The sequence below is a fragment of the Bradyrhizobium sp. 45 genome (genome assembly GCF_023073155.1).
Lineage (GTDB): Bacteria > Pseudomonadota > Alphaproteobacteria > Rhizobiales > Xanthobacteraceae > Bradyrhizobium > Bradyrhizobium canariense_D.
This window is the reverse complement of sequence record NZ_JADPIX010000122.1, coordinates 108,769-134,198: the sequence shown is the minus strand read 5'-3', so window position 1 is coordinate 134,198 and position 25,430 is coordinate 108,769. Positions and strand designations below refer to the sequence as shown.

Annotated in this window: 25 protein-coding genes and 1 tRNA gene; 10 read left to right on the top strand and 16 right to left on the bottom strand. The window is 65.0% G+C overall.

The features are described from left to right. Nucleotides 1-12: 12 nt before the first annotated feature. Nucleotides 13-1,377: an FAD-dependent oxidoreductase gene (locus IVB42_RS20865; RefSeq protein WP_018452984.1), complete on the bottom strand. Its 1,365-nt coding sequence runs from the start codon at nt 1,375-1,377 to the stop codon at nt 13-15. 113 nt (nt 1,378-1,490) lie between these two features. Here IVB42_RS20865 and IVB42_RS20860 point away from each other — a divergent pair, with 113 nt between their 5' ends. Beyond that, nucleotides 1,491-2,375: a LysR family transcriptional regulator gene (locus IVB42_RS20860; RefSeq protein WP_018452983.1), complete on the top strand. Its 885-nt coding sequence runs from the start codon at nt 1,491-1,493 to the stop codon at nt 2,373-2,375. A 47-nt stretch (nt 2,376-2,422) separates the two neighbouring features. Here the strand turns inward: IVB42_RS20860 and IVB42_RS20855 are convergent, their stop codons facing one another. Beyond that, nucleotides 2,423-3,226: an enoyl-CoA hydratase-related protein gene (locus tag IVB42_RS20855; RefSeq protein WP_085351611.1), complete on the bottom strand. Its 804-nt coding sequence runs from the start codon at nt 3,224-3,226 to the stop codon at nt 2,423-2,425. 154 nt (nt 3,227-3,380) lie between these two features. Between IVB42_RS20855 and IVB42_RS20850 the strand changes: the two genes are divergently transcribed. Next, entirely contained in the window at nt 3,381-4,355 is a 975-nt protein-coding gene (locus IVB42_RS20850; RefSeq protein ID WP_018452981.1) for a ketopantoate reductase family protein, read from the top strand. Between the two features lie 4 nt (nt 4,356-4,359). On the opposite strand, the gene IVB42_RS20845 is transcribed toward IVB42_RS20850, so the two are convergent. Continuing rightward, on the bottom strand, nt 4,360-5,052 hold the full coding sequence (locus tag IVB42_RS20845) for an alpha/beta family hydrolase (protein ID WP_231189766.1): 693 nt from the start codon (nt 5,050-5,052) through the stop codon (nt 4,360-4,362). A 127-nt stretch (nt 5,053-5,179) separates the two neighbouring features. Here IVB42_RS20845 and IVB42_RS20840 point away from each other — a divergent pair, with 127 nt between their 5' ends. Continuing rightward, nucleotides 5,180-6,325 carry an acyl-CoA dehydrogenase family protein gene (locus IVB42_RS20840; protein ID WP_018452979.1) on the top strand — a complete coding sequence of 382 codons (1,146 nt, stop codon included), beginning with the start codon at nt 5,180-5,182 and terminating at the stop codon, nt 6,323-6,325. A gap of 26 nt (nt 6,326-6,351) precedes the next feature. Here the strand turns inward: IVB42_RS20840 and IVB42_RS20835 are convergent, their stop codons facing one another. The 6 genes from IVB42_RS20835 to IVB42_RS20810 form a co-directional block, all read right to left on the bottom strand. After that, entirely contained in the window at nt 6,352-7,491 is a 1,140-nt protein-coding gene (locus tag IVB42_RS20835; protein ID WP_018452978.1) for an amidohydrolase/deacetylase family metallohydrolase, read from the bottom strand. Nucleotides 7,492-7,615: 124 nt separating this feature from the next. Further along, a tRNA-Arg gene (locus IVB42_RS20830) sits at nt 7,616-7,692 on the bottom strand. Between the two features lie 97 nt (nt 7,693-7,789). Next, nucleotides 7,790-8,746, bottom strand: a complete 957-nt coding sequence (locus IVB42_RS20825; protein ID WP_018452977.1) for a tripartite tricarboxylate transporter substrate-binding protein — start codon at nt 8,744-8,746, stop codon at nt 7,790-7,792. A 48-nt stretch (nt 8,747-8,794) separates the two neighbouring features. After that, nucleotides 8,795-9,166, bottom strand: coding sequence for a cupin domain-containing protein (locus tag IVB42_RS20820; protein WP_018452976.1), 372 nt, complete (start codon nt 9,164-9,166; stop codon nt 8,795-8,797). A gap of 26 nt (nt 9,167-9,192) precedes the next feature. Beyond that, nucleotides 9,193-9,831 carry an RraA family protein gene (locus IVB42_RS20815; protein WP_204514026.1) on the bottom strand — a complete coding sequence of 213 codons (639 nt, stop codon included), beginning with the start codon at nt 9,829-9,831 and terminating at the stop codon, nt 9,193-9,195. A 26-nt stretch (nt 9,832-9,857) separates the two neighbouring features. Continuing rightward, nucleotides 9,858-11,375 carry an AMP-binding protein gene (locus IVB42_RS20810; protein ID WP_247299205.1) on the bottom strand — a complete coding sequence of 506 codons (1,518 nt, stop codon included), beginning with the start codon at nt 11,373-11,375 and terminating at the stop codon, nt 9,858-9,860. A 208-nt stretch (nt 11,376-11,583) separates the two neighbouring features. On the opposite strand from IVB42_RS20810, the gene IVB42_RS20805 reads away from it, so the two are divergent. Next, complete coding sequence (locus IVB42_RS20805; protein ID WP_018452973.1) at nt 11,584-12,216, top strand: hypothetical protein; 633 nt, start codon at nt 11,584-11,586, stop codon at nt 12,214-12,216. A 117-nt stretch (nt 12,217-12,333) separates the two neighbouring features. On the opposite strand, the gene IVB42_RS20800 is transcribed toward IVB42_RS20805, so the two are convergent. Next, entirely contained in the window at nt 12,334-12,549 is a 216-nt protein-coding gene (locus tag IVB42_RS20800) for a hypothetical protein (protein ID WP_083926313.1), read from the bottom strand. A gap of 28 nt (nt 12,550-12,577) precedes the next feature. After that, nucleotides 12,578-13,585, bottom strand: coding sequence for a 2-dehydropantoate 2-reductase (locus IVB42_RS20795; protein ID WP_247398812.1), 1,008 nt, complete (start codon nt 13,583-13,585; stop codon nt 12,578-12,580). 158 nt (nt 13,586-13,743) lie between these two features. Here IVB42_RS20795 and IVB42_RS20790 point away from each other — a divergent pair, with 158 nt between their 5' ends. Both IVB42_RS20790 and IVB42_RS20785 read left to right on the top strand, forming a co-directional pair. After that, entirely contained in the window at nt 13,744-14,325 is a 582-nt protein-coding gene (locus IVB42_RS20790) for a YidB family protein (protein ID WP_026232432.1), read from the top strand. Nucleotides 14,326-14,355: 30 nt separating this feature from the next. Then, entirely contained in the window at nt 14,356-14,628 is a 273-nt protein-coding gene (locus tag IVB42_RS20785) for a GlsB/YeaQ/YmgE family stress response membrane protein (RefSeq protein WP_083926312.1), read from the top strand. Nucleotides 14,629-14,811: 183 nt separating this feature from the next. Here IVB42_RS20785 and IVB42_RS20780 read toward each other — a convergent pair whose 3' ends face one another. Further along, nucleotides 14,812-15,597, bottom strand: a complete 786-nt coding sequence (locus tag IVB42_RS20780) for an SDR family oxidoreductase (protein ID WP_018452969.1) — start codon at nt 15,595-15,597, stop codon at nt 14,812-14,814. 238 nt (nt 15,598-15,835) lie between these two features. On the opposite strand from IVB42_RS20780, the gene IVB42_RS20775 reads away from it, so the two are divergent. Genes IVB42_RS20775 through IVB42_RS20765 form a run of 3 tightly spaced genes read left to right on the top strand, consistent with a single transcriptional unit; the run spans nt 15,836 to nt 18,912 of the window. Beyond that, nucleotides 15,836-16,900, top strand: a complete 1,065-nt coding sequence (locus IVB42_RS20775) for an acyl-CoA dehydrogenase family protein (RefSeq protein ID WP_026232431.1) — start codon at nt 15,836-15,838, stop codon at nt 16,898-16,900. A 17-nt stretch (nt 16,901-16,917) separates the two neighbouring features. After that, the gene (locus tag IVB42_RS20770; protein ID WP_008133127.1) at nt 16,918-18,078 is read left to right on the top strand and encodes an acyl-CoA dehydrogenase family protein; all 1,161 of its coding nucleotides are present in this window, start codon (nt 16,918-16,920) and stop codon (nt 18,076-18,078) included. A gap of 15 nt (nt 18,079-18,093) precedes the next feature. Next, nucleotides 18,094-18,912, top strand: coding sequence for an enoyl-CoA hydratase/isomerase family protein (locus IVB42_RS20765; RefSeq protein WP_018452966.1), 819 nt, complete (start codon nt 18,094-18,096; stop codon nt 18,910-18,912). 101 nt (nt 18,913-19,013) lie between these two features. On the opposite strand, the gene IVB42_RS20760 is transcribed toward IVB42_RS20765, so the two are convergent. From IVB42_RS20760 to IVB42_RS20745, 4 genes are all read right to left on the bottom strand, one after another. Beyond that, nucleotides 19,014-21,182: an acetate--CoA ligase family protein gene (locus IVB42_RS20760; protein ID WP_247471215.1), complete on the bottom strand. Its 2,169-nt coding sequence runs from the start codon at nt 21,180-21,182 to the stop codon at nt 19,014-19,016. Between the two features lie 136 nt (nt 21,183-21,318). Further along, nucleotides 21,319-22,071, bottom strand: coding sequence for a hypothetical protein (locus IVB42_RS20755; RefSeq protein WP_026232430.1), 753 nt, complete (start codon nt 22,069-22,071; stop codon nt 21,319-21,321). A 2-nt stretch (nt 22,072-22,073) separates the two neighbouring features. Then, nucleotides 22,074-22,865, bottom strand: coding sequence for an enoyl-CoA hydratase (locus tag IVB42_RS20750; RefSeq protein ID WP_085351625.1), 792 nt, complete (start codon nt 22,863-22,865; stop codon nt 22,074-22,076). A 134-nt stretch (nt 22,866-22,999) separates the two neighbouring features. After that, the gene (locus IVB42_RS20745; RefSeq protein ID WP_018452962.1) at nt 23,000-24,205 is read right to left on the bottom strand and encodes an ABC transporter substrate-binding protein; all 1,206 of its coding nucleotides are present in this window, start codon (nt 24,203-24,205) and stop codon (nt 23,000-23,002) included. A gap of 254 nt (nt 24,206-24,459) precedes the next feature. Here IVB42_RS20745 and IVB42_RS20740 point away from each other — a divergent pair, with 254 nt between their 5' ends. After that, the gene (locus IVB42_RS20740) at nt 24,460-25,299 is read left to right on the top strand and encodes a thermonuclease family protein (protein WP_018452961.1); all 840 of its coding nucleotides are present in this window, start codon (nt 24,460-24,462) and stop codon (nt 25,297-25,299) included. Nucleotides 25,300-25,430: the final 131 nt, after the last annotated feature.

The window sequence follows — 25,430 nt, the reverse complement described above, 5'->3', positions numbered from 1 at the left end:
TCTTGCAGTCGGTTACAGGCCTTCAGGCACGGGCTGGTCCCGTCCGATAAAGGCGCCCTGTTGTTTCAACGTTTCCTGCAGCTTTTCAACGGGGATGTCACGCGGGATCCGGTTTCCGGAGAGCGCCAGCGCTGCCGCGGAACCGGCCGCCTCCCCCATCACGAAACAGGCACCGGAGACCCGGGCCGCCGATTGGCCCTCATGGGTCATCGAGGCGCAGCGGCCGGCGACCAGCAGATTATCGACGCCTTCGGGCACCAGCATGCGGTAAGGCAGCTCGTTATAGCCGCGCGATTCCGGGATCGGCGGGAAGGTGAAGACGACGTCGCCGGGGACATGGGCCTCGATCGGCCAGCCATTGACCCCGATGGAATCCTCGAACGAAGCGCAGCCGAGCACGTCCTCGCCGCTGAGCTGATAGCCGCCCGTGATGCGGCGGGTTTCGCGGATGCCGAGCTGCGGCGGCAGGTCGACGATGTAGGATTTTTCAAAGCCCGGCACGGTGCGCAGGAATTCGAACGCAGCCAGCGCCTGCTTGCGGCCCTCGATCTCGCCGCGGGTGAGATCATCAGGCTCGATGCCGTTGATGGCATGGCCGTCCTCGCGCGCCACTTGCGTAAAATTCACCCGCCATTCGATGCCGGACTTCTGCGGCCGCACGATCGCGCTCTTGCGCGGGAATGTGTGGGTGCCGGCGGCGGTGGCCTGCTCCATCAATTGCGGAATGGTCCGCCAGGCTTCGCCTGCCCTCTCCGGGTCGATGTTGTTGAGACGGAGCATCATCGAGGGATACATCGGATGACCGTGCTCGTCGCCGAATTCGAACGGCGCGCCGGCCCAAACCGCGAGATCGCCGTCGCCGGAGCAATCGATGAAGATCTCCGATCGCACCGCCTGCCGGCCGGCCTTGGTCTCGACCATCAGCGCATCGATGCGGCTGTTAGCGCCCATCACCACACCGGCACCAAGCGCGTGGAAAAGGATGTGCACCTTGTGACTGGCGAGCAGTTGGTCGGCCGCGATCTTGTAGGCGGCGGTGTCGTAGGCCTGGGCGAAGACCTTGCCGAGAATCAGATGCGGCGCGTTGAGGCCGTTCAAGCGATCGATCCGCGCCAGCAACTCCGACGCCATGCCCTGCACCAGCCGGTGGGCCTCGCCGTGGACATTGCCGTGCAGGCCGCAGAAATTGGTGACGCCTGCGGCGGTGCCCATGCCGCCAAGGAAGCCGTACCGCTCGATCAGCAGCGTCTTCCGTCCCGCGCGTGCGCTTGAGGCCGCCGCCACGATGCCGGCCGGACCGCCGCCGAGGACGACGACTTCATATTCGCCGTAAAGCGGCACCTGGCGCGCCGGTTCTTCGATCGTCATGGCCTGCATGGCGCGTCCTGTCCCTGAAATCCTTTGCTTGGGCCGGACTATGAATTAACCCGGATCGAGCTACAATCCGCCAAAATAGGCGATCACCTTTCTCGAATCGCGAAAGGCCGAAGATGGACATCCTGGTAAACCTTCAGGCGTTCCTCGCGACCGCCGACGCCACCGGCTTCTCCGCGGCCGCGCGAAAACTCGGCGTCTCGACGTCGGTGGTCGCCAAGCGCGTCACGCAGCTGGAGGCGCGGATCGGCACGCCACTGTTTCATCGCTCGACCCGGCAATTGCGGCTGACCGAGGCCGGCCAGCGCTACGTGCATCGCGCCCGCGGCGTCGTCACCGACGCCGCCGATCTGCTGTCGCGCATGGGCGAGAAGGGCCACGATCTCGTCGATCATCTGCGCATCAAGGCCCCGACCTCGCTGACGGTCGCGCGGCTTGCGGACGTCTTCACCGCCTTCCAGACCCAGAACCCGCGGCTCAAGCTCGAGATCGTGCTGTTCGACCGTCCGGTCGATCCCGTCACCGAAGGCTTTGACATCGCCATCGGCGCCTTCCCGCATTCCTTTGGCGGTGTCGTCGACGAACCCTTGTGCCCGCTGAAGCGGCTGCTCTGCGCCTCGCCTGCCTATTTGAAGAAACACGGCACGCCAAAACATCCGCGTGATCTGGTCGATCATCGCTGCCTCAGCTTTCTACCGACCGGCCCCGAATGGATCTTTGACGGGCCGCGCGGCCGCATCAGCGTCCAGGTCAGTCCGCTGCTGTCCTGCAACGAGGGCCAAGTGCTGGCGCGCAGCGCCATCGCCGGCAACGGCATTGTGTTGATATCGGACTATCTCGTCGCGGGCGCCTTGCGCGACGGCGCGCTCAAGCCGGTGCTGCGCGAGTTTCCGATTCCGGAATTGTGGGTGAAGGCTGCGATCCCTGAACGGCGGCGCAATGCCGCCGCGGTACAGGCGCTGCTCACTTTGCTGAAAAGGTCACTCGCGACGTCGCTGTAAAAGCCCGTAGCCCGGATGGAGCGAAGCGTAATCCGGGCTACTCGCGTTCAGCTTTTAGCACCTGCCCAATTCGCGGCGCGCTTTTCCGCGAACGACGCCAGCCCCTCGGCGGCTTCCGCGCTCTGTCGCTTCAGCGAATGCAGATGCACGAGCCGCTTGTAAGCCGCATCGTCCACCGCCATGCCGCCGAACGAACTTTCCAGCGCGAGCCGCTTGGTCTCGGCCATCGCCTCCGATCCGTTGGCAAGCAACTGCTCGACCACCTTGGCGCCGGCGGCGTCGAGATCGGCGAGCGGCACCACCTCGTGGACGAGGCCGATACGACGGGCGTCCTCGGCGCCGAAACGTTCACCTGTCAGCGCGTAGCGGCGGACTTGCCGTACACCAATGGCATCGCAGAGCTGCGGGATGATGATGGCCGCGGTCAGGCCCCAGCGCACTTCGGTGATCGAGAACAGCGCGTTGTCGGCCGCGATCACGACGTCGCAGGCCGCGATCACGCCGGTGCCGCCGCCAAAGCAGCCGCCCTGCACCAGCGCGACCGTCGGGATAGCCAGCGTATTGAGCCGCTGCACGGCCTCGAACGTCGCCCGCGACGCGGCCTCGTTCGCCTCGCTCGATTGCGGCCGCACGCCGTTGATCCATTTGAGGTCGGCGCCAGCCTGGAAATGCTTGCCATTGCCCTTGAGCACAACGACGCGAAGGTTGGGCTTGCTGCCGAGATCGTCCATGGCCGCGAGCACGCCTGCGATCAACGCGCCGTCATAGGCATTGTTAACCTCCGGCCGGTTCAACGTGACGGTCGCAACCCCACGCGCATCCAGGGTCCACAGGACGGGGCTGTCGGTCATCGGTGTTCCTCCGCTCGTTTGTTTGGCGCGCACTATGACCGAGGCTCCGCGCCCTGATCCATATCTTTCGAGCGTAGGGCAGCCGCGTCCATCGCATGGCGGCTTGTGTCATGCTGCCGCGGGGCGGCATCAAGGGATCAGGGACGGACATCACATGCGCATCTGCATTTTCGGCGCGGGCGCCGTCGGCAGCCATCTTGCAGTTCGGTTGGCCCGCGCCGGCCACGAGGTCTCGTGCGTGATGCGGGGCGCGCACCTGGAGGCGGTCCGGGCCAACGGCCTCAAGCTGCGCGTCGGCGATTCCGAGGTCTCCGCCAAGGTGAACGCCTCCGGCGATCCGGCCCAGCTCGGCCCGCAGGACGTCGTGATCAGCACCTTGAAGGCGACCGCGTTGACCGGGCTGGTCTCCAGTCTCAAGCCGCTGCTGCAGGACAACACCGCGATCGTGTTCGCGCAGAACGGCATTCCCTGGTGGTACCGGATCGGCCTGCCGCCGCGGCACCCGACCCCGCCGGACATTTCCTTCCTCGACCCGGGCGGACGCCTGCGCGCCTGCATTCCGAAAGAGCGGATCGTCGGCGGCGTAGTCTTCTCCTCCAACGAGGTGATCGCGCCCGGCGTGGTGCAGAACCTGACGCCGGACCGCAACCGCCTGCTGATCGGCGAATGTGACGACCGCAATTGCGAGCGCATCACGACGCTCCGCGGTGTCTTCAGCGACGCACGGCTGGAATCGCCGCCGGTCGCCGAGATCCGCGAGGCGATCTGGTCAAAGCTGCTGACCAACATGTCACTGTCGGTGCTGTGCCTGCTCACCGGCCAGACCGCGCGCGGCGTGCGCGATGACCCCGCCTTTGCGGATGTCATTCCGCGGATGCTGAACGAGGCCAACGAGATCGCTCAGCATTTTATCCCCGAGGTCAAGCGCGTATCACGCAGCGGCCCCGCCCCCAACCACAAGCCGTCGCTGCTGCAGGATTACGAGCTCGGCCGCGCCATGGAGATCGACGTCCTGGTAAAGGCGCCCCAAGCCTTCGCGCGCACCGCCGGCCTGTCGACGCCGACGCTCGACTTGATCGCCGCGCTCGCGATCCAGAAGGCGCGCGACAAGGGGCTATATTCGGCGTGAGATTTCAGGCGAGGCTGTCGATCCAGGCCGCGAGCGTATCAAGCACCTCTGTCAGCGCCTCTTCATTGGTGCGGCCGGACTTTTTCAGCACCGCGAAGGAGTGATCGCCGCCTTCGATCTCATGCAGCGTCGCCTTCGGGGCAAGAGCGGCGATGACCGGCTTGAGGAGGCCGAGATCGGCGAGCCCGTCGCGGGTGCCTTGCAGGAACAGCATCGGGATCTCGACATGGGCGAGATGCTCGGCGCGCTCCGTCGACGGCTTCTTGTCGGCGTGCAGGGGAAAACCGAGGAAGGCGAGCCCTTTGACATCAGGCAGCGGAGCCTTGGACTGCGCCTGCGAGGTCATGCGCCCGCCGAAGGATTTTCCACCCGCAACGAGCATCACACCCGGGCAGAGCCGCGCGGCTTCCTCGACTGCCACGCGGATCGTGGCGTGGGCGACCGCAGGCTGGTCGGGACGGCCCTGCTTGTTTTCCATGTAAGGAAAATTGAAGCGGAAGGTCGCGATGTCGCGAGCAGCGAGCCCCTCCGCAATCTTGTCCATCGATGCATGCCGCATCCCTGCACCGGCACCATGCGCCAGGACGTAGCAGGCGCGCGCCTTGTCCGGCTGCGTCAGGATCGCGGAGACCGTGCCGATGCGCGCGATGTCGAGCTTGAGCTCTTTGGTTTTGACGGTTTGGATTTTGACAGCCACAATCAACCATCCCGATAGACGCTGCTCCGGCCGCCTTGGTAGCGTCACCGGCACAGCCTGAAAACACAATAATTGCCGCCAAAGGCTGGCCTAACCAGGCCGGCAAGCCGCATTGACCGAGGTGACCATGTCCTACCGCTCCTCCTGGATGACCGAAGAGCTCGAAATCTTCCGCGACCAGTTCCGGAAGTATCTTGCCAAGGATCTGGCCCCGCATGCCGAAAAATGGCGCGAGCAGAAGATGGTCGACCGCTTTGCCTGGCGCGGGCTCGGCGAGATGGGCGCGCTGCTGGCAAGCGTGCCGGAGGAATATGGCGGCCTGGGCGCCACCTTCGCCTATGATGCCGCCGTGCTCGACGACCTCGAAAGCACGGTGCCGGAGCTGACGACCGGCGTCTCCGTGCACAGCGCCATCGTCGCGCACTACATCCTCAATTACGGCTCGGAGGAGCAGAAGAAGCGCTGGCTGCCGAAGATGGCTTCAGGCGAGATGGTCGGCGCCATCGCCATGACCGAGCCCGGCACCGGCTCGGATTTGCAGGCCGTCAAGACCACCGCCAGGAAGCAGGGCAATTCCTACGTCATCAACGGACAGAAGACCTTCATCACCAACGGCCAGGCTGCCGACCTCGTCATCGTGGTTGCGCGCACCGGCGATGTCGGCGCCAAGGGCATTTCGCTGATCGTGGTCGAAACCTCAGGCGCGGATGGATACAAGCGCGGGCGCAACCTCGACAAGATCGGCCTGCATGCCTCCGACACGTCTGAGCTGTTCTTCGACAACGTCGCGGTGCCGCCGGACAATTTGCTCGGCGGCGAGGAAGGCCAGGGCTTCGTGCAGCTGATGCAGCAATTGCCGCAGGAGCGCCTCGCGCTCGCGGTCGGCGCGGTCGCGGCTATGGAGCGCGCGATAAAACTCACCGTCGACTACACCAAGGAGCGCAAGGCCTTCGGCAAGCCGCTGATGGATTTCCAGAACACCGCCTTCAAGCTCGCCGAGCGCAAGACCGAAGCGATGATCGCGCGCGTCTTCGTCGACTGGTGCATCGAGCGGCTGGTCGCAAAGGACCTCGACACCGTCACGGCGTCGATGGCGAAATATTGGTGCTCGGAGAAGCAGGTCGAGACCGCCGACGAATGCCTGCAGCTGTTCGGCGGCTACGGCTATATGCAGGAATATCCGATCTCGCGCATCTTCATCGATTCCCGCATCCAGAAGATCTATGGCGGGACGAACGAGATCATGAAGCTGTTGATCGCGAGGTCGTTGTAATCAAGCCGGCGTGAACGGCCTGCCGCTCAATTCGGATGCCACCACCGGCCGCCGATCACGACGCCTTCGGAGACGATCTTGCGGTCGCCGATCAGGTGCTCGCCGACGACGTCCTCATAGTCGAACTGGCCTTCCCTCACCGAGATCAGCGTGGCGTCGCCGACGCTGCCCGGCTTGAGGCTGCCGAGCTCGGGGCGCCGCAGCGCCATCGCGGCGTTGACGGTCGAGGTTGCGATGACGTCGGACAGCGGCATGCCCATGCACAGGAATTTCGACAGGGTCGTCACCTGATCGAAGGCCGGGCCGTCGATGCAGAGCTGATGAATGTCGGACGAGATGGTGTCGGGATAGAAGCCGTTGGCGAGCATCGCACGCGCGGTCTTGAATGCGAACGAGCCCTTGCCGTGGCCGATGTCGAACAGCACGCCGCGCTCGCGGGCGTCGAGCACCGCCCGCTTCACCGTGCCCTGCGCGGTCGCAGGCGTGTTGGGGAAGGGACGGAACGCATGGGTGAGCACGTCGCCGGGGCGCAGGCGCGCCAGCACCTCCTCGTAGCTCGGCGGCGGATGATCGATATGCGCCATCAGGGGCATGCCGACCTCGTTCGCGACCTCGAGCGCGATGTCGAGCGGCACGACGCCCGACGTGCCCGAGGAATGCAGCCCCACGCGCACCTTGATGCCGACGATGAGATCGCGGTTGGCGTCGGCCACCTTGGCCGCCTCGATCGGATTCATCAGCCGCAGCTCCTCGCTCTCGCCGACCATGATCCGGTGCGAGAAGCCGAAAATGCCGGCATGCGAGACATGCAGATAAGCGAGGATACGAACCTGGCTCGGCTCGATCACATGCTTGCGGAAGCCCGCGAAATTGCCCGGCCCCGCACTGCCGGTATCGACCGCGGTGGTGACGCCGGAAAGACGGCAGAACTCCTCGGCGTCGATGCCGAGCGACGTGCCGCCCCAATAGACATGGGTGTGGAGATCGATCAGTCCCGGCGTCACGATGTAGCGAGAGACGTCGCGCACCTCGGTGCCCGGATCCGCCTTGAGCCCACTGCCGATCGCCGCGACCTTGCCGCCGGAAAAGGCGACATCGGTCACGGCGTCGAGCTTCTGGGACGGGTCGACCACACGGCCGCCGCGCAGGATCAAATCGAAAGGCATTGTCGTCTCCGGATATGGCAGCGAGGCGGGGCGGCAGTCAGCCCGGGCCAGGAGGAAGCTTCGCGCTTCTAGCAATTTTTGCGCCGACGAGCGTATCAAACGCGACGATTGCTCACTGAAAAACTGGCGATCCCGGGAAGACTCGAACTTCCGACCTACGGTTTAGGAAACCGTCGCTCTATCCGGCTGAGCTACGGGACCGCGGAACCCGCAGAGCGGGTTACCGGGGCTTCATATCAAAGCGGAAGGGGGATCGGAAGCCCTCCGCGTTGCTCAATGCGGAGGGCTGCCGGTCATCTCATGCCCGGATATTGTTGTCCTTGACCACCTTGCCCCAAATGGCGACCTGCTTGTCGAAGAAGGTCTTGAAGGCGGGAGCGTCCTCGAGCAGCAGCGTCATCTGCTGCGTTTCCTTGAGCTGGGCGGCGGTCGCGGGCTCGCTCAGGATCTCCTTGGACGCCGTCGCGAGGCCTGCGACGATGTCCGGCGGCGTGCCGGTGGGCGCGAAGATGCCCCACCAGGCCAGCGTCTCGAAATCCGGAAAGCCCGCCTCGATCGCGGTCGGCGTATCCGGCAGGCCCGGCAGCCGCTCGCGGCCGAGCTGCAGGATCGGACGCAGCATGTTGGTGCCGAGCTGGGCTGCGACCAGCGCCGCAGATCCCGCGATCAGGTCGACATGGCCGCCGAGCACGTCGTTCATTGCGGGGCCTCCGCCGCGATAGGGCACGTGCATGATCTCGACGCCGGCCTTGTTGCCGAGCACGGTCATGGCGAGATGGCCGAGCGTGCCGATGCCGACGGAGGCATATTTCACCGCGCCGGGCGTCGCCTTGCAGGCCGCCACCACGTCGGCAAAGCTCTTGTAGGGGCGGCCTGCACCGGCAGCGATCACGTAAGGCGCGGTGCCGACCAGCAACACCGGCATTAGCTCGCGCTCGACATCGACGGGCGGCTTGTCGAGGATGGAGGGGATCACCGCATGGGAATCGAAGGTGACCAGGAACGTCGAGCCGTCAGGCGGGCTCTTGGCGACCTGCGCCGCGCCGAGCGCGCCTGCCGCGCCCGACTTGTTCTCGACAATGACGATGCGGTTGAGCTTGGTTTGCAGATGGCTCTGGAGCAGCCGCGCCATCGCATCGGTGGATCCGCCCGGCGGAAACGGCACCACCAGTGTGATTTTTGAAGCCTGCGCCAACGCCGGCGTCATCGCGAGAATAGCCGGCGCTGCCAGCAGCGTCCGTCGTGTGATCGTCATGGTATCCCTCCCCTGTTTTCTCGCGCCCGGCTTTTGCTCTTTGGCGCTTTAAGTGGTCCCGAAACCGGATCCCGCTTTTCTGTATTCTGGCCGCGGCGGACTGAAGATGTCCAGCACGCGGGCGCCGTCGGGGCCGGCGCGCATGGTGTGCGGCACATTACCCGGCGTGCGCCAGAAGTCGCCTTTCTTCACGGCAATCTCCTCATCACCCTGGACGCGGATGGCGGAGCCGTCGAGCAGCACGCCCCACTGCTCCTCGGGATGATGGTGCAGCGTGCCTTGCGCATGCGGCGCCAGCGTCACCACCGACAGCATCGCCTGCTCGCCGGAGAAGATGCGCGTGGTCACCCCTGCCGCGAGCTCGCGAAACAACCCGTCGCCGTTATCGTCGAGATTGTGGAATTCGTCCTGCTGGCTCACGCCGCCCTCCTCTTCATTCTCGCTGATCAGGATTTGCCATACGAGCCTTGATAACGGCCCTCGCGGATCGCCTTCAGCGTCTCCTCCTCGCGCGCGACCTGGGCTCGCACGGCGTCGAGCAGCGCCGCGGCACCGGCGGCGGCAAACGACACCACGCCGTCCTCGTCTCCGACGACGATGTCGCCGGGCGAGATCACGCTGCCGCCGATCGAAACAGGCACGTTGATCTCGCCGGGGCCGTTCTTGTAAGGGCCGCGGTGGATCACCGCGCGGGCATAGCAGGGAAAGTCATCGGCAGCGAACGCCGCGACGTCGCGGATCGCGCCGTCGATGACGTAGCCTTCGGCTTTGCGCCATTGCGCGATGTTCTTCATGATCTCACCGACCAGCGCGCGGGTCTCGTCGCCGCCGCCATCGACCACGATGACGTCGCCGGGGCCCACCAGCTCGAGCGCGCGGTGGATGGCGAGATTGTCACCGGGACGGGTGCGGACCGTGAAGGCCGTGCCCACCAGCTTGGCACCGCGATGATAGGGTTTGAGCCCCACGGCGCCCGGCAGCCGGCCGAGATTGTCCGAAATGACCGGGGTCGGCGCACCGCGAAAGCCCTCGATGATCGCGGCCGGCGGCTTCGGCACAGCGTTCGCGGCGATGGTGATGGTCATAATCTCGGTCCTTCCCATGAATTCTCTTAATCGGCGTCCGCCCGCGCCTTCGCCGGCCAAATCCGGAACGCGCGCCCCTCCTTCATCCACGCCGCGCGCTCGTCGCGCAACAGCGTGCGGCGAACTTTACCGGAATCGTCGCGTGGTGGGACGGTGACGATCTCGAAGCTCTCCGGGTGCTTGTAGCGGCTGAGCCTGTCTTTGAGGAAATCCGCCATTCCGTCGGCGATGGCTTGGCCGTCCGCATCGCTCTCCGGCTCGATGATGGCGTGCACGCGCTGGCCCAATTCCGGATCGGGCAATCCCACCACCACGCAGGAGCGCACGCCCGGACAGGCGGAGACGGCAGCTTCGACCTCGGCGGGATAGATGTTGGCGCCGCCGCGCAGCACCATGTCGGCGAGGCGGTCACCGAGATAAAGGTAGCCTTCCGCATCCAGCCTGCCGATATCGCCCAGCGATTCCCAGCCGTCGGCGCGGCGCTTCGGCTCGGCGCCGAGATAGTGATAGGTGGCGTCATTGCCGTCATTGTTGAGGAAGTAAATCTCGCCGGTCTCACCCGGCGCAACGTCGTTGCCGTCCTCGCCGATGATGCGCAAGCGCGCCGTCTCGCCGATCTTGCCGACCGAGCCCTGGTGCGTCAGCCATTCCTTGCCGGAGATGATGCAGGAGCCCTGTCGCTCGGTGCCGCCATAGAGCTCCCAGATCCGCTCAGGCCCGAGCCAGGCGATCCAGTTCTCCTTCAGCCAGGGTGGCATCGGAGCGGCCATGTGGAAGACGGTTTGCAGGCTCGACACATCGTAGGCGTTGCGCACGTGCTCCGGGAGCGCCCAGATCCGGTGCATCATGGTCGGCACGAAATTGACCCATTGCACGCGCTCGCGCGCAATTTGCCGCAGCGCCTCCTCGGCGTCGAACTTGACGAGGCCGGTGAGCTGGCCGCCGGTGAACAGCGCGTAGTGCGACACGATGAACGGCGCATTGTGATAGAGCGGACCGGGATTGAGCAACGAGACCCCGAAGGGGATGTTGAGCGGCGGCGCGGCGACCGTGTCGATCACCGCCGGCTGGTGATCGAGGATCACCTTCGGGCGGCCGGTCGATCCGCCGCTGGTCATGGCTTTCCAATAGCGCGCCACCGGTGCGGTGAGCGGCTCGTCCGAAAACCCTTCCGGCACGAAATCCGCGGGCAGACGGTTCGGCGCGTTCCAGTCGGCTTCGCCGCCGACCACCAGCGCCGGCTTCAGGATGTCGAGCACCGCGGCGGCTTCGCCGCGCGGCAGCCGCCATGACAACGAGGTCGGCGTCGCTCCGCATTTCCACACTGCAAACGAGGTCTCGAAAAACGCATTGCAGTTGGGCAAACCGATCGCGACAAAGTCGCCGGGCTTGACACCCTTGGCCATGAACGCCCGCGCGCGCCGGTTGGCGCCGCGTTCGAGCGCGTCCCATGTCAGCGTATCCTGCCCGTGACGGACGGCGATCGTGCCTTGCGGTTTGCGTTCGGCGTACCAGCGCGGCACATCGGACAGGGGCAGCAGCATGAGGCGTTTCCACTTCGTATTCTTGGCGTCGCCGATGAGGCGAGCGCAGGATGAAGTGACGCTGTGACTCCTGCGCCACGTCAAGCAAAAAATGTCAGCATCACAGCCATGAAATTCCCGGGTTCCATGGGTGACAAGCAGGCCATAAAGGGGCAAAAATCAGCCCGACTCAGTTCGGGTTGAGTTTTGCAAGGAATGCTCTCGTAGAATGTCGGACGTAGTTGCATCGCGTCGTGCGGCGCTTGTCGTTGCTGCAGCAGGATTTTTCCTGCTGGCGCCGTCGCATGCCCAGGCACAATGGTGGAAGCGCGCGCCTGTTGACTTCGAGGCCTGCGCCGACGCCGCCGAGAAAGCTACGACCAAATCCGAGAAGACGGCTGCGCTTGCCGACTGCAACGCCAAATTCGCCGGCCGGCGCAAGGCGGGCGGCGGCTATTCCTATTACGATTTCCTCCAGGACCGCAGCTTCGACATCGCCGGGCCCAATCCGACGCCGGAGGAGCAGAAGAAGATCGACGAATCCTACACCGCCTATCTCGCCAATCAGCGCCGCAGCAATGAAGCCGCGCAGGCCACCGCGCGCCAGCAGCGCGAGCAGCAGGAACAACAGGTGCAGCAGCTCCAGCGGGTCGCGTTGCGAACCGAGGTCGAGCGCGTGCCCGTGCCGGTCGAGCGGCCGAAAGTCCAGCAGGCCGCCATCGGCGACGCGCGGCCGCGGCCGAAGGGCACACCCTGCACCAAGGGCTCGTTCTCCTGCGAATGGCCGCGGCTGTCGGATGGATTGAACGACATCAAGAAGCTGTTCAGCCCGACGCCGAGCAAGCCCGCGAAGAAGGGCTGAGCTGCGTCGCCGTCATTGCGAGCGCAGCGAAGCAATCCAGCATCTCTCCGCGGAGGCAGTCTGGATTGCTTCGCTACGCTCGCAATGACGAACTGGGCGGGGATCCGTCTCCTAGCCTCAGTTCGTGTGCTTCTTCTTGCTGCGCTTCGGTTGAGCAACCGGCGCATTCACCGGCGCCGTTGTTGTCGGTGAACTACCCAACTGCGAACGACTCTCCTTCAGGCGCGCGTCATAGCCGGGCGAATTCGTGACGGTCGGCGGCCTTGCCTGAGCAAACGTGGAAGCTGCACATAAGGCGGCGAGCACGACCCCGATCGTCAAACAACGTTTCATCGCACGTCTCCCGTCAGCCGGCGTGAACTCATGCAGCGCCGCGAACCTGCTGCGGCGTCAGCCGCGGCGGACCCTTGCCCGCGGCCTCAGCCTCGTTGATCAGCGCAACAATGCGGCGCGACAGCGGCACGTCGACACTGTTCTGTTCGGCGAGGGCGATGATCGCGCCCTGGAGATAGTCGATCTCGGTCTTGCGGCCCTGCTTCAAATCCTGCCACATCGAGGAACGCGCCTCGGGATCGATCTTCATGGTCCTTCCCAGGATCAGGTCGAAAATCGGATCAGGCAGTCTCAGCAAGGCGGGCGTCCAGGACGACGGGATCGGCGTCGCCGAGACCGGTGTGATGCCGGCGGCCCTCATTGCAGCCAGCCCCTCCGCCATCTGATCGGCGAACAACCTTCGCCATTCGCGGTTCCCCAATTGCGCAGCGAGGGGCATGTCGGACAAGGCGCTGAGCGCGTTGTTCAAATTGATGATCAGCTTGCCCCATTGCACGCCGGTGATGTCGCGGCTCGCGCGCATCGTGAGCCCCGGCACCGACAGAGCTGCGGCCGCGTTCGTGTCATCTTGGCCAACATGAATGTCGCCAGAGGTCGAGCGGTGGAAGCGGCCCTCGCCCATCCCGACCACGTTGAAAGGCACCATGCCGGCGAGCACGCGGCGATCGCCGAGGCGATCGCGCAGCACCGCGACGTTGCCGACGCGGTTTTGCAGCGAGACGATGACAGCGTCCTGCGGCGCATGCTGCGCGATCTGCTTGGCGACAGCTGCCGTGTCGGCGCTCTTCACCGTGACCAGCACGATGCCGGCGCTGTGCAAGATCGCGGGATCTTCCGATAGCGCGAGTTGGCCCGGATCGAGCTTCTTCTCGGAGCCGTCGAAATCGGTCAGAAGCAGACCGAACCGCTCGATCTCGGCCTTCACCCGCGGTCGCACCAGGAACGCGACGCGGCGACCGGCAGCCGCCAGGGTGCCGCCGACAAAACATCCGATGGCGCCCGCGCCGGCCACCACGATCGGTCGATCCGTCATCATCTTGGCTTGCCCCCTCAACGATCCGCCCTCGATAGCAGAGGCTGTGTCTGCTGCCCATTCCCGGAGTTGCGGCGCAATCGCCTTGTAACCGTCATGACGGCCTCATATGTTTTCGAACGGGGCTTGTTACCGGCAACAAAGCGCCAAGGGAGAACGCCATGGGTTTGCTCGACGTCCTCAACGGCATGCAGAACGGCCCGCGCGGGCCAAGCACGCCGAGTTCACAATCCTCATCCAGTGGCGGCATGTCGCCCATGACCATGGCGCTGCTTGGCCTGCTCGCCTGGAAGGCATTCAAGCATATGAGCGGCAACCAGAGCGGCAGCGCGCCGCAGCCGTCCCCGGCACCGACGCCGACGCATCTCCCCCCGCCGGTGAATGCAGGCGCTGGTGGTGGCCTCGGCGACCTGTTGAAGGGCGGCCTTGGCGGCCTGCTCGCGGGCGGCGCGGCCGGCAGCGTGCTCAGCGGCGGGCTCGGCGATCTCCTCAACCAGCTTCAGCACAGCGGTCATGGCGATACTGCCAATACCTGGGTCGGCAAGGGCGAGAACAAGGCGATCGCTCCAGGCGATCTCGCCAATGCGCTCGGCGCCGACCAGATCGAGAGCCTGTCCGCCCAAAGCGGCCTGTCGCGTGACGAGCTGCTCTCGGGCCTCAGCCAGTATCTGCCGCAGGTGGTCGACCATCTGACGCCGGACGGACGGCTGCCGACCGAGCAAGAGATCGCGGGCAGAGTCTGATTGGTTTAGTCAAACGAGGGGAGCACGGACATGAGCATGGGTGGCTTGTTGTGGATCATCGTCGTCGGCTTCATCGCCGGCCTCATCGCGCGTTGGCTGGCGCCGGGACCGAACAATCCGAGCGGCTTCATCCTCACCACCATCCTCGGCATCGCCGGCGCGTTTCTCGCGACCTTCATCGGTCAGGCCATCGGTCATTACGGTCCCGACCAGGGTGCAGGATTCATCATGGCCACCATCGGCGCCGTGGTGGTGCTGTTCATCTGGCACCGGCTGGTGGCGAGCGGCGTGATCAAGGGGTGACGCTTCAAAACGCCGAAAGCGGCACACCGCCACCTCATCGTCATGCCCGGGCTTGACCCGGGCATCCACGTCTTTTGATCCGCGCGGCGACACGTGGATGGCCGGGTCAAGCCCGGCCATGACGTGGAGAGAGCGGAGGCCGGGTCAAGCCCGGCGACGACGTGGAGAGAATGTGCCGCGCGATCACGTCACCAAATGCATCCCCGCATCCATGCGCACGACTTCGCCGGTCATGTTGCTGGAGGCCGGCATCGCCAGGAAACAGACGAGCTGCGCGATGTCTTCCGCCGATGACGCGACCTTCAGCGGCACCTTCGCCGCGACGCTGTCGCGCACCTGCTTGGCGCCCGCCTCGCCGCGGCCCTTGGTGAACCAGGGTGTATCGATATAGCCCGGGCATACCGTGTTGACGCGGATCAGCGGCGCCAGCGCGCGCGACAGCGACAGCGTCATGGTGTTGAGCGCGCCCTTGCTCGCGGCGTATGCGATCGACGATCCGACGCCGCTGATGCCGGCGACCGAGGAGATGTTGACCACGGCGGACGGCCGCCCAGAAGCTTTGGCGCCGGCCTCGAGCAGGCTGCGCGCCGCGCGCACCATCTGGAACGGGCCGATGGTGTTGACGCCGTACAGGCGCTGGAAATCTTCCGCCGACAATCCGTCGAGATCGGCATGGACGACATGCTTGGTGGTGCCGGCATTGTTGACGAGCACGTCGAGCCGGCCCCAGCCGCCAGCTGCCGCGACGATCTTGCGGCAATCGTCATCCTTCGAGACGTCGCCCTGCGCGACCAGAACTTCCGGTGAGCCCGCCTTGCGGCAATGCTCCGCGGTCGCCTCCGCTTCCTTCTGGCTCGAGGAATAGTTGATGACGAGCCGCGCCCCGCTCCGTGCGAGAATTTCCGCGGTCGCAGCGCCCAGGCCGGAGGCGGACCCCGTCACGATTGCGCACAAACTGTCCTTTGCCATCCGGATTTCCTTCCCCTTGATTGAGTATCGACGTTCTGTTTAGCGAGTTTGCCGCGCCCTGCAAATCGAGCAAACTCCGCTAAGCGGAATTAGCTCATCGCCCATGCCCGCGCCGCAGGTTGACCTGCGATCAGCGCTTGTCAGGGCCATGGCTTTTTTGGATCATCGGGCGCAAGAAGAACCTGCGCGCCCGCCCCACTGGGGCCGGATGCGCCAATGGCAAAACACGGGGAACGCTGTGGCGGAGAGTGACAATATCGTCGTCGAGACCGCGGAGAAAATCTTCGCCGATCTCGCCGATCCGCAGACCGTCAACAACGACAAGAAGGATTCGTGGCAGGCGCCGCTGTGGCAGGCGCTGAGCGAGGCCGGCCTGCCGCTGGCCTGGGTGCCCGACGATCTCGGCGGCTCCGGCGCGAGTCTGGCCGACGGCTTTGCGCTGCTGAACGCGGCCGGCCGTTTCGCAGTCGCGGTTCCCCTGGCCGAGACCATGCTGGCCGGCTGGCTGCTGGCGCAGGCGAAGATCGCTTCCCCGGAGGGGGAGATGACGGTGCTGCCGGCGTCGCCCAAGGATCGCATCACCCGCGATGCCGATGGTGCGCTCTCCGGCCGCGCCCGCGGCGTGCCCTTCGCAAAGGCGGCAAAGCACTTCGCGGTGCTGGCCCACGGCAAGGACGGAGTCGCGGTCGCGCTGGTGGATGCGAGCAAGGGCCGGATCGAGACCGGACTCAATGTCGGCTATGACCACAGCGACACCGTCACGCTCGACAAGGTCCAGCCCCTCACCATCAAGCCCGCGCCGAGCGGCTTTGACCAGACCACAATGATGCTGATGGGCGGCGTCGCGCGCAGCCTTCAGATCGCGGGCGCGCTGGAATCGATGCTCGACATCTCCGTGCGCTATTCCAACGAGCGCGTCGCCTTCGAGAAGAAGATCTCCAAATTCCAGGCGGTGCAGCACAATCTCGCCCGCCTCGCCGGCGAGTCGGCTGCTGCGCTTGCGGCTGCGACTTCCGCGGCCGACGCCATCGCCAACGCAAAGTCGTTCGATGACGCGGTCTATCTCGAAGCCGCCTCCGCAAAGATCCGCTGCGCGGAAGCTGCGGAAAAGGGCGGCGCCATTGCGCACCAGGTCCATGGCGCGATCGGCTTCACCCTGGAGCACATCCTGCACCGCTATTCGCTGCGGGCGCTTGCCTGGCGCGACGATTTCGGTTCGGAAAGCCACTGGGCCGTCGAGCTCGGCAAGCTCATTGCCAACCGCGGCGCCGACGAATTGTGGCCGCTCGTGGCTTCGCGCTGATCAGGGACGAGACAACAATGACCGCTGCCCTCCGTTTCGATCCGATCCGCCTGCCCGAGAAATGCGAGCAATTGCGCAAGGAAGTACGCGCCTTCCTCGCGGAGGAAATCGCCGCCGGTACCTTCGATCCGCACAAGCCCAACCGCGAAGACACCGACGCGCCGGAATTCTCCCGCCGGGTCGGCGCCAAGGGTTGGCTCGGCATGACATGGCCGAAAAAATATGGCGGCCAGGAGCGCTCGTTCCTCGAACGTTACGTGGTGACGGAGGAGATGCGCGTCGCCAACGCGCCGACGCGGCGCTTCTTCGTCGCCGACCGCCAGAGCGGACCGGTGCTGATCAAATACGCGCCTGAGCACATCAAAATGGACATCCTGCCGCGCATCTGCCGCGGCGAGATCTGCTTCGCGATCGGCATGAGCGAACCGAACTCCGGCTCGGACCTGTTTGCCGCGAAGACCCGCGCGACCAAGACCGACGGCGGCTATCTCATCAATGGCACCAAGATCTGGACCTCGTCGGCGCATATCGCCGACTACATGATCGCGATCTTCCGGACGTCGCAGCCGACCAAGGAAAACCGACGTCACGGCCTGACCCAGTTCCTGGTCAAGATGAAGCAGCCGGGCATCCAGGTGAACCCGATCGGCCAGATCACCGGCCAGTACGAGTTCAACGAGGTCGTGTTCACCGATTTCTTCGTGCCTGACGATCATGTGCTCGGCGAAGTGGACGGCGCCTGGAAGCAGGCGACCAGCGAGCTCGCTTATGAGCGTTCGGGCCCCGAGCGCTTCCTGGAGACCTATTACGTGCTGACCGAGCTGGTTCGCGCCGTTGGTCCCAATCCGGATACCCGCAGCGCCGAAGGCATCGGCCGGCTGGTGGCGCAGCTCCACACCATGCGGCGCATGTCGGTCTCGGTCGCGGGCATGCTGCAAGCCGGCAAGGAGCCGGTCGTCGAAGCCTCCATCGTCAAGGACATCGGCACGGTGTGGGAACAGCAGCTGCCGCACCGCGTGCGCGATCTCGCCGCCTTCGTCGAGGAGACCGCGACCAACCGCGAGACGCTGGAGCGGCAGCTCGACTTCGCCATCAAAACCGCGCCGAAACTCACCATCCAGGGCGGCACCACCGAGGTGCTGCGCGGCATCATCGCCCGCGGGCTTGGTTTGCGCTAATCATTCGAGGACATCATGAGCACCTATAAAGATATCGGCGTCGAAAAAGTTGGTCACGTCGGCACCATCGAGATCCGCCGCCCGCCGCTCAACTTCTTCGACATTTCGCTGATCAACCAGATCGCGGACGCACTCGACGAGTTCGATCGCGACATCGAGATTCGCGCCTCGGTGCTATCGGCCCAGGGCAAGGCGTTTTGCGCCGGCGCCAATTTCCAGGACCCGGCACGACAGGCGCAAGAGGCGCGCGAAGCCGATAAGACGGCCAAGGGCGATCCGGCCGATAGCCTCGGGGCGATCAATCATCTCTACATCCAGGCCGTGCGCATCTTCCGCGCCAAGAAGCCGATCGTCGCGGCCGTGCAGGGCGCCGCCATCGGCGGCGGACTGGGCCTCGCGGTCTCGGCGGACTTCCGGGTCACCTGCCCCGAAGCGCGCTTCTCCGCGAACTTTACAAAGCTCGGCTTTCATCCCGGCTTCGGCCTGACTGTGACGCTGCCCGAGCTGATCGGAAAGAACAACGCCGAGCTGATGTTCTACACCAGCCGCCGCGTCACCGGTGAGGAGGCCTTCAAATGGGGCCTCGCCAACGAGCTGGTGCCGCAGGACCAGGTCAAGGCGGCCGCACTGAAGCTCGCCGGTGAAATCGCCGAATGCTCCCCGCTCGGCCTCGTCTCCACCCGCGCCACGATGCGCGCTGGCCTCGCCGATCGCGTGATGGCCGCGACCAATCACGAGCTCGAGGAGCAGACCCGACTGCGCGCCACGGAAGACTTCAAGGAAGGCGTGAAGGCCACGGAAGAGCGGCGGGTCGCGAATTTCAGGGGGCGGTAGGTCCTTTCTTCCTTCTCCCCTTGTGGGAGAAGGTGGCGCGAAGCGCCGGATGAGGGGTTGTCTCCGCAAGCCATTCTCTTGCGCTTGTGGAGAGAGACCCCTCACCCGTCTCGCCGCTTCGCGGCGAGCCACCCTCTCCCACAAGGGGAGAGGGATGATCTCCGCCCCACCACCAGCGCGTCCACGATCGTCACGCCCTGCCCTTCCGCGTGCACCAGCACCGGGTTGAGCTCGATCTCCGCGATCTCCTCTGCATGTTGCGCGGCAAGCACGGAAATGTCCGCGATCAACTGCGACACCGCCGCAACATCCGCCATCGCCGCCCCGCGAAATCCCGTCAGCAGCGGCGCGGCTTTCAAGCGCGCCAGCATCGTGCCGGCTTCTTCTGCGCTGACCGGCGCCGGGCGGTAGACGACGTCGCGGAACAATTCGGTCGTGATGCCGCCAAGGCCCACCATCACCATCGGCCCGAACGTCGCGTCTGTCATGGTGCCGACGATGATCTCGACACCCTGCTTCGCCATCGGGCAGACCAGCACGCCCTGAATGGCCGCCTCAGGCCTGTGCTGGCGCACATTGTTGAGCAGCGCCTCGAACGCCAGAAACGCTTCGCCCTTTGTGGTGATATTGACGCGCACGCCGCCGACCTCGCTCTTGTGCGCGATGTCCGGCGACTGGATCTTCAGCACCACCGGAAAGCCGACGCGGGCGACGGCATCATCGAGCTCGCCCTTGTCCTTCATCAGCACTTCATCCGGCAGCGCGATGCCGGCGGCGCGGAGCAATGTCTTGCTGTCGGCTTCCGAGAGCGCAGGCGATTTCAGCTGTGCTGAGATGTCCCGCGCGGGGACTTGCGCCCCGTCCGCGGGCCTCTGCAGCTCGAAGGTGGCATAATCGACGAGCTGCCGCATCGCGACGCCGACATAAGTGAGGCCGGAGAGCACCACGACGCCGGATTTGGCAAGCTCGCGCCGCGCGAAATCGGACGGTATCGTGTAGGAATAGAACACCACCGGCTTGTGCTGCGCGGCCAGCACCGGCGTCAGCTCGGCTTCCTTGAAGGGCTTCCGGACGTCGCTCGACAGCGACAGCACGATCAGGATTGCGTCGATCTCGTCCGACGCGGTGAGCACATCGACGCTCTTTTGCAAGCCGCCCGAGGTCACGCCCTGCGCCGTGACGTCGATCGGGTTGCGCGCGGTGCCGTAGGACGGCATCAGCGCGCTGATCTCCGCCTGGACTTTTTCGGAGAGCTCCGGCACCTGCAAGCCTTGCAGCGCCACGGCATCGGCGCCCCAGATGCCGGCGCCGCCGGAGACGGTGACCACGGCGACGCGATCGCCTTTCGGCAACGGATTGCTCGCAAGCACAGCTGCGATCGTCAGCGCCTCGTCGAGATCGTTGGAGACGATGAAGCCATATTTGGCGAACACCGCGTCGTAGGCCGCCGACCATCCGGCCATGCTCGCGGTGTGCGAGGCGGCCGCGCGCATCCCGGCGCCGGAGCGGCCGACCTTCGTGACGATGACAGGCTTTTTCAGTTCGGCGGCGCGCCGCGCTGCCGCGAGAAACTTGTCGACGTCGCGAATGCCTTCGATGAACAGCAGGATCACGTCCGTTGAAGCGTCCTGCACCATGTAATCCAGAAACTCGCCGGCCCCGAGATCGGATTCGTTGCCGGCACTGACGACATAGCTCACGGCAATGCCGAGCGCACTGGCGCGGTGATAATACGCAAAGCCGATGCCGCCGCTCTGCGCCACGATGCCGATCCGCTTCGTCGTGGCGACCAGCGGCACCACGCTCGGCTTGACGTCCACGGCGGGACTGAACGTCGCCGCCACGCGCTGCTTCTGGCTGAAAAAGCCTTCGGCATTCGGACCGGAAATCCGCATGCCGGTGCGCCTCGCCAGCCCCGCGATCGCGTCCTGCATCGCCGCGCTCTCCCCGCCCTCCTCGGCGAAGCCGGAGGAGATGATAACAGCGTTCTTCACGCCGGCGGCGGCGCATTGTTCGAGCGCGGCGAGCACCGCGCGGGCGGGGATGAGGATGATTGCGAGATCGACCGGCGCGCCGATGTCGGTGATCGATTTGTAGCAAATGAGGCCGTCGATCTCGGCGTAGTTCGGGTTCACCGGATAGATTTTTCCGGGATACTCGTTCTTGCGCAACATCGACAGCAGGCGCCCCGGAATCTTCTCGTGATCGCGCGAAGCACCGATCAGCGCGATGCTGGCGGGTGCAAAGAAGCTGTCGAGCGGATGCGGCATGTGCAGATTCCAATTGTCGGTCTGGCGCTACCCCCGTCATGGCCGGGCCTGTCTCGCCTGCGCGGCCGAAGCCGCTTCGGCCGCGCAGGCGGGACAGGCCTGGCCATGACGACACAACGAGAACTAGCGCAAGTGGTCAAGCAGCGAGCCGAAATGTCACGCCGCTCAGCAGAAACTCATTGCCCGCCACCGCGAGCCCCTTGGCCTTGGCGGCATGCAGCACCTGGGCCACATCTGTCACCTGAAACTCCAGCGCGCTCATGATTTCGCTGGCGCCCTTCACGAACCGGAAGGTCGCGTTGGTCAGCTTCAGTTCGACATCGCCACTCGGCGCCACGCCGATGAGCTTGCCCCAATGCTCGGCCAGCCCTTGCGGGTCCGGGCTCTGTATTTCCACGCTCGTCAACGCCTGCGTCACGTCCTTGCGGATGAATTTATGCCAGTCTGGCCCCGCTGGCGGATAAGGCCCCAAAATGTCGTCGCTGCCTTCGGTGTGGTTGAACTCGATGAAGGCGGCGCGACAGTCGCGGGGATGGAGCTGCACGCCGTGATAGGGCGCGTGGTCGATCACGTTGGCGGTGCGCACGCCCAGAGCGTTGGCGTTACGGCCGCGCTCGTCGGGATCGTTGCAGCAGAAGATCGCCATGTAGCCGCCGCGGCCGCCGCTCTTCTCGATGAAGCGGCCGGCCGTGGTGCCCTCCTTGAACGGCGCGACCACCTCCAGCAGGATCGTGTCGACCGGCAGCAGCGCGTTCTCCAGGCCGTATTTCGCGACGTTGCCGTCGCGGTAGCAGACAGCGAGGCCCATGATGTCAGCGATATCCGCGATCACGGGCGCGAGCTGCGGCGCGACCAGGCAGATCTGCCGCAACCGCATATAGGGCGCCATCGTCATGCGCCCTTGAAGGTCGGCTTGCGCTTCTCGACGAACGCCTTTGCGGCCTCCTTGTGATCCTCGGTATCGCTGCAGCGGGTGTGATGGATCGCCTCGCCGTCGAAGCAATCCTCCAGCGCGAGATGCTCGGCATTGTTGATGTTGCGCTTGATGAAGCCAAGCGCGATCGACGGGCCCTGCGCCAGCGACAGTGCGAGCTCGTGCGCGGCCGTATCGATCTCGGCGTCGGGAACAACCTTGGTCACCATGCCGATCGCATGTGCTTCCTTCGCGGTCAGCACCGGCGAGGTCAGATAGAGCTCGCGCGCCCGCGCACTGCCGAGCAGCTGGGTGAGGAAATAGGTGCCGCCGTAATCGCCGGAGAAGCCGACTTTTGCGAAGGCGGTGGTGATCTTGCAGGATTCGGAAGCGACGCGGAGGTCACACGACAGCGCCATCGACAGACCCGCGCCGGCGGCAGCTCCATCGAGCTGTGCCACCACGGGCTTTGGCATCTGGTGCAGGATACGCGACACTTCCATGCCGCGGCGCAGGTTCGCCATTTTCACTTCGAACGGCAGCGGCGCCCGGCCCTCCGCCATCGACTTGACGTCGCCGCCGACGCAGAAGGAGCCGCCCGCGCCCTTGAACAAGACCGCGCGCACCTCCGGATCATCCGCCGCGCGCCGTGCCGCCACGACCAGCCCGGCCACCATGTCCGGGTTGAGCGCGTTCTTGCGCTCGGGCCGGTTCATGGTGATGGTGAGCAGCCCGCCTTCGAGCTTCTGGAGGACCATGTCGTTGCTCATGGGACGTCTCCCTTGTTGTTGTTTGCTTCGGTCTATCGACGCTCGTCATTGCGAGCGAAGCGAAGCAATCCAGAGATGTTTCCGCGGAGACAGTCTGGATTGCTTCGTCGCTTCGCTCCTCGCAATGACGGTGTTTATTTCTTCACCAACGGGCAGCGCGACTGCTCCAGCGACTGGAACGCCTCGCTGCCGGGCACGGTGGCGAGCAGCTTGTAGTCGTCCCAGCGGCCCTTGGATTCCGACGGCTTCTTGACCTCGAACAGGTACATGTCGTGCAGCATGCGGCCGTCCTCGCGGATCTTGCCGTTCTTGGCGAAGAAGTCGTTGATCGGCGTCTCCTTCATCACTTTCATCACCGTCGCAGCGTCGGTCGTGCCGGCTGCCTTCACCGCTTTCAGATAGTGAGTCACGGACGAATAGACACCAGCTTGCGCCGAGGTCGGCGGCCGCTTCATACGCTCCTGGAAGCGCTTCGAGAACGCGCGGGTGTCATCGTTGAGATCCCAGTAGAAGGCTTCCGCCAGCAACAGGCCCTGCGCGGTCTCGAGTCCGATGGAGTCGATATCGGTCACGAAGGCGAGCAGCGGCGAGACCTTCTGGCCGCCCTTGGTGATGCCGAACTCGGCCGCCTGCTTGATGGCGTTGACGGTGTCGCCGCCGGCATTCGCAAGCCCGATCACCTTGGCTTTCGAGGCTTGGGCCTGGAGCAGGAACGACGAGAAATCCGACGTGTTGAGCGGATGGCGCACGCTGCCGAGCACCTTGCCGCCGGTCTTGGTCACGACGGCGCTGGTGTCCTTTTCCAGATCCTGGCCGAAGGCGTAGTCGGCGGTGAGGAAGTACCAAGTGTCGAGGCCCGACTTCACGGCCGCAAGGCCGGTCACATTGGCCTGACCGTAGGTGTCGAACACGTAGTGAATGGTATAGGGACCGCAGGCCTCGTTGGTGAGGCGGATCGAGCCCGGGCCGTTGAACATGATGATCTTGTTGCGCGCTTTCGCGATCTCGCCGGCGGCGAGCGCGGTCGCGGAGGCCGCGACGTCATAGATCATTTCGACGCCCTGATTGTCGAGCATGTCGCGGGCGATATTGGCGGAGAGATCGGCCTTGTTCTGATGGTCGGCAGCCAGCACCTGGATCTTGCGGCCGAGCACCTCACCGCCAAAGTCCTCCACGGCCATCTTGGCCGCGGTCTCGCTGCCGGGGCCGGTGATGTCGGCATAAAGGCTCGACATGTCGAGGATGCCGCCGATCTTCAGTGGCGGCTTGTCCTGGGCCTGCACGGCGCTCGCGCTCAGCGCCAACGCAGCGGCAAAAATGCCCGACAAAACATGCTTCATCGAAAAGACCTCCCTTATCGCGCCGTACTCTGATGGCGGCTTGGTTATTGCTGTTACCGCAATCATGCCGCATGCGCGACAGCGCAGCAAGCGCACGGGACGATGCAGATGAACGATCAACACGCGCTTTCCGCAAAGCGGAATGACGAGATGCGGAAGAGTGCCTCCGCCGTCATTGCGAGCGCAGCGAAGCAATCCAGGATCTTTCCTCGGAGGGACTCTGGATTGCTTCCCTGCGCTCGCAATGACGGAGTATGAACAAACAGTCTTCGCGCCCCACCGCGCTTGAGTTATGGTTGGAGCGCAACGCAACCTTTCCGGGCAACGTGACGCGACTGCTTCATCTCATCGTCGCATGTCTTCTGGTCGCGGCTCGCGGTGCGTCCGCCACGCCGTGCCAGTTCGAGTCCCAGGGCGAAGGCCGCGTCACCGCGATCGATGCGCGCAGTCTGCGTCTCGATGACGGCCGGGAAATCCGCTTGACCGGCATCGAGCCGACCGCAACCACGAAGCAGGCGCTGACGACGCTGCTCGTCGGTCGCGACGTTATTTTGCGCAGCGCCGACGACACGCCCGACCGCTATGGCCGCCAGGGCGCGCTGGTCTTTGTCGGCGAGAGCGACATCTCCGTGCAGGCGACGCTCCTCGCCGAGGGCGACGCCATCGTCTCCGCCGAGATCGCCGATAAGGACTGCGCGGCCGCCCTGATGGCGGCGGAGGCCGAGGCAAGGCGCCAAAAAAAGGGCAGCTGGGCTGACCTGTCGGCCATAAAAAACGCGGAAAGTCCGGACGATATTTTGGCGGGGATCGGGCGTTTTGTGGTGGTCGAGGGCAAAGTCCTGTCGGTCCGGCAAGCTGGGGCAATGACCTACCTCAACTTCGGACGAAACTGGACACGCGGCTTCGCCGTGACTATTTCAAAGCGCATGATACCCGCGTTCGAAAGCGCCGGGATCGCCCTTAAGTCTCTGGAAAATAAGCGTATTCGTGTCAGGGGCTGGGCTGAGGGGAATACGGGGCCGCGTATCGATGTACGCCTCGTGGGACAAATCGAGTTGCTGGGCGCAAACGAGCCGACAGGGGTAAGGCCCTAAAAAGGGCCAGGCACGGGTTAAGCGACGTGAATGGGGTGCTAGGACGGCACGGACGAGGTGAACGCCGCCGCCTGCGGGCAGCGCCGGCTGCGCTATGCCTCGTGCTGGGTTCAGCCCTCGCCGGTTGCGGC

Bases quoted from the DNA above. Each gene is read 5' to 3' on its own strand.
- IVB42_RS20765 (WP_018452966.1), top strand. From the start codon at position 18,094: ATGAGCACCTATAAAGATATCGGCGTCGAAAAAGTTGGTCACGTCGGC.
- IVB42_RS20745 (WP_018452962.1), bottom strand. From the start codon at position 24,205: ATGAAGCATGTTTTGTCGGGCATTTTTGCCGCTGCGTTGGCGCTGAGC.
- IVB42_RS20815 (WP_204514026.1), bottom strand. From the start codon at position 9,831: ATGACCATCACCATCGCCGCGAACGCTGTGCCGAAGCCGCCGGCCGCG.
- IVB42_RS20785 (WP_083926312.1), top strand. From the start codon at position 14,356: ATGAGCATGGGTGGCTTGTTGTGGATCATCGTCGTCGGCTTCATCGCC.
- IVB42_RS20790 (WP_026232432.1), top strand. From the start codon at position 13,744: ATGGGTTTGCTCGACGTCCTCAACGGCATGCAGAACGGCCCGCGCGGG.
- IVB42_RS20800 (WP_083926313.1), bottom strand. From the start codon at position 12,549: ATGAAACGTTGTTTGACGATCGGGGTCGTGCTCGCCGCCTTATGTGCA.
- IVB42_RS20835 (WP_018452978.1), bottom strand. From the start codon at position 7,491: ATGCCTTTCGATTTGATCCTGCGCGGCGGCCGTGTGGTCGACCCGTCC.
- IVB42_RS20865 (WP_018452984.1), bottom strand. From the start codon at position 1,377: ATGCAGGCCATGACGATCGAAGAACCGGCGCGCCAGGTGCCGCTTTAC.
- IVB42_RS20755 (WP_026232430.1), bottom strand. From the start codon at position 22,071: ATGGCGCCCTATATGCGGTTGCGGCAGATCTGCCTGGTCGCGCCGCAG.
- IVB42_RS20740 (WP_018452961.1), top strand. From the start codon at position 24,460: ATGAACAAACAGTCTTCGCGCCCCACCGCGCTTGAGTTATGGTTGGAG.
- IVB42_RS20770 (WP_008133127.1), top strand. From the start codon at position 16,918: ATGACCGCTGCCCTCCGTTTCGATCCGATCCGCCTGCCCGAGAAATGC.
- IVB42_RS20750 (WP_085351625.1), bottom strand. From the start codon at position 22,865: ATGAGCAACGACATGGTCCTCCAGAAGCTCGAAGGCGGGCTGCTCACC.
- IVB42_RS20805 (WP_018452973.1), top strand. From the start codon at position 11,584: ATGTCGGACGTAGTTGCATCGCGTCGTGCGGCGCTTGTCGTTGCTGCA.
- IVB42_RS20860 (WP_018452983.1), top strand. From the start codon at position 1,491: ATGGACATCCTGGTAAACCTTCAGGCGTTCCTCGCGACCGCCGACGCC.
- IVB42_RS20760 (WP_247471215.1), bottom strand. From the start codon at position 21,182: ATGCCGCATCCGCTCGACAGCTTCTTTGCACCCGCCAGCATCGCGCTG.
- IVB42_RS20850 (WP_018452981.1), top strand. From the start codon at position 3,381: ATGCGCATCTGCATTTTCGGCGCGGGCGCCGTCGGCAGCCATCTTGCA.
- IVB42_RS20795 (WP_247398812.1), bottom strand. From the start codon at position 13,585: ATGATGACGGATCGACCGATCGTGGTGGCCGGCGCGGGCGCCATCGGA.
- IVB42_RS20825 (WP_018452977.1), bottom strand. From the start codon at position 8,746: ATGACGATCACACGACGGACGCTGCTGGCAGCGCCGGCTATTCTCGCG.
- IVB42_RS20855 (WP_085351611.1), bottom strand. From the start codon at position 3,226: ATGACCGACAGCCCCGTCCTGTGGACCCTGGATGCGCGTGGGGTTGCG.
- IVB42_RS20780 (WP_018452969.1), bottom strand. From the start codon at position 15,597: ATGGCAAAGGACAGTTTGTGCGCAATCGTGACGGGGTCCGCCTCCGGC.
- IVB42_RS20840 (WP_018452979.1), top strand. From the start codon at position 5,180: ATGTCCTACCGCTCCTCCTGGATGACCGAAGAGCTCGAAATCTTCCGC.
- IVB42_RS20810 (WP_247299205.1), bottom strand. From the start codon at position 11,375: ATGCTGCTGCCCCTGTCCGATGTGCCGCGCTGGTACGCCGAACGCAAA.